Raw genomic sequence first — 2,369 nt, forward strand, 5'->3', positions numbered from 1 at the left:
CGGCGGGCCGAAGGTCTGCGCCGGGGCCGGCGCCGCCACACAGGCGAGCATCGAGGCGGCGATGAATCCGATCGGTCGCATACGCCGCCTCTCCCTCAATCAGCGCGCCGCCGCAACCCGGTCCGCGCAGGCCTGATCCTGCCAGATTACATCGGAGACGGTGACGTCATAATGGCCGCGCTCGCGGATGAAGCGGATCTCGACGCGGCAGCGCACGCGCTCGACGCTGCCGGGCGCGACCGGGAAGAACAGCACGTAATTCCACCGGCGCGTGATCCCCTCCATGAAATGCGGCGGGCCGATCAGGCGATAGATCGTGAATTTGTCGACCCCCGGGGTGATCAGCCTGACGGCGGCGGGGTCCACCGTCGCGCCGATCTTGCGCTCTTCCAGCGGGGTCTTGTGGAAAATGGCGGGATCGACCCGGCCGACGAAGGGTGCGGCGGCCGGGGCCTGCTCCGCGGCGACCGCCGGGGAGAGCGCAAGTCCGGCCGCGAGCGGCGCGACGAGGAGCTTCGGCATCATCATGTCCTCCTGAAAATACGAGCGGTCAGAACTGGAAGCCGACGCCGACATTGGCGCCGACATGCTGCTGGGTGTCATAGGTCGCGCCGGCCTTCACGACGGTCTTGCCGTCGTCCATCACGCGCGACAGCCCGATCGCGAAAGCGGATTGCCCCTGGTAGGTGCCCCCGCCGAACGCCAGCATCCCGCGCCCCGGCTCGAACGCCTGCGGCATCCCCGCCGCGGCGAGCCCGGCCGCCGTCCCGGCGTTGGCATTGCGGCGTACCTGGGTGAGGTCGTACTGGATCCCCGCGACCCGCGCATCGGTATAGGCATTGGCCGATTGCAGCGTCTTGGAAAGGCCGTCGTTGAGCTGCTGGACATTGACCGCATCGGTCGGCGCGACGCCCGCCGCGACATTATGGATCGTCGCCGCCGCCCCGCCGGGGTTGAGCGTCACCGAATTGTGGTTGGCGTCATATTGCACCGAATTGTTGGCGACCTGCTGCACCTGATAGAGCTGCCCGCCGTTGACCGCGTCGGTCGAACCGGCGTTCACCGCGCCCGCCGCGACATTGTGCACGACATTGCCGCCCATGTTGACCGTCGTGTTCGCGCCGACCGTCAGCCCGCCATTGGCGGTCACCATCCCGCCGAACGTCGGGTTGTCGGCCATCGCGATCTGCAGCTGGTTGCCGCTCAGCGTCACCACGGTGTTCGCACCGGCGGTGACGTTGAGCGTGCCGTTCGACCCGACATTGGTCGAGGGGCCGCCATTGGCCTGGATGTTCCACCCGGCGCTCGCGGTCGCGCCGACCGCCTGCAACGCATCGTTGACATTGTTATAGGTGGTGCCGCCGACATTGAGCTGGGTCGTCACCGTCCCGGTGCCCGGATCGTAGGTCGAGCCGCCGCCGAAGCTGTTGGCGATGCTGTCGCCCAGATTGGTGACGTTGTTCGCCACCTGGGTGACCTTGCCGTCGACCGCCTGAAGCTGGCTGACGTTGACCGCATCGGTCGCCGCCGAGCCCGCCGCGACATTGGTCACCTTGCGCTCCGCACCCGCGGTGCCGACCGACACCTCGCCCGCCGAATTCTGCGGCGCCGCGAGGCCGTAAGCGGTGTAGCCGGTTTGCGAGCCGACGCTGGTCGCCGCCCCCGCGCCGAGCGCGACGCTGCCCGAATTGTTGGCGGTCGCCCCCGCCCCGATCGCGACCGACTGGATCCCGTTCGACTGGGCGCCGGTGCCGAGCGCGATGCCGTCGGCCTGCGCCACTTGCGCATTCTGGCCGATCGCGGTGCCGCCCGGCGCGGTCGCCTGGACGATCGCGCCATTGCCCATCCCGATCCCGTTATTGCCGTTGACCACGGTGCGCGGCCCGATCGCGACCGATTCCTGCCCGACCGCAAGCGAATCCCCCGCCGTCGAATTGGCGTGGAAATATTCGATCGGCGTCACCGCGAACGAGGACAAGGCGCCGCGCAACTGGCGGAGCGTGACGGCATCCTGATCCTGCGTCCCGTCCGCGACATTGATGATCTGTCGGTAGGATCCGGCGCTGCCGACCGAAAGCGCGCCGAGCAAGGTCTGGTCGTTGGTGTTGAACGGCACATAGCCGACCCCGGCCGGGATTTGGCCGATGCCGGGCGCCAAGGCGCGATCGGAGACCGAGCCGGTGCCGAGCGCCAGCGACCCGTCCACCGTCGCCTGTGCCCCGCGCCCGAGCGCGACCGCATTCGCTGCACCCGCCTGCGCCTGATAGCCGAGCGCGGTCGATCCCACGCCCTGCGCGAAAGCGTCGGTCGCCGCGAGCCCGCTCTCGTTCGTGCGGGCATAACGGATGCCGTCGCCGTTGGTCTGGGTG

At 69.0% G+C, this 2,369-nt stretch carries 2 protein-coding genes (1 of these 2 running past the window's edge); both read right to left on the minus strand.

Annotated features, from left to right (window positions below; all coding sequences use genetic code 11):
• Nucleotides 1-99: 99 nt before the first annotated feature.
• Nucleotides 100-525: a hypothetical protein gene (locus tag BGN95_RS19095; RefSeq protein WP_286773695.1), complete on the minus strand. Its 426-nt coding sequence runs from the start codon at nt 523-525 to the stop codon at nt 100-102.
• A gap of 25 nt (nt 526-550) precedes the next feature.
• Nucleotides 551-2,369 carry the 3' portion of a YadA family autotransporter adhesin gene (locus tag BGN95_RS19100; RefSeq protein WP_502688319.1) on the minus strand. The gene runs 98 nt beyond the window's last position, so 1,819 of the gene's 1,917 nt are visible here — the last part of the coding sequence; its start codon lies beyond the right edge, outside the window; the stop codon is at nt 551-553.

Origin of the sequence: Sphingomonas sp. 66-10, assembly GCF_001897045.1 — a bacterium.
Lineage (GTDB): Bacteria > Pseudomonadota > Alphaproteobacteria > Sphingomonadales > Sphingomonadaceae > Sphingomonas > Sphingomonas lycopersici.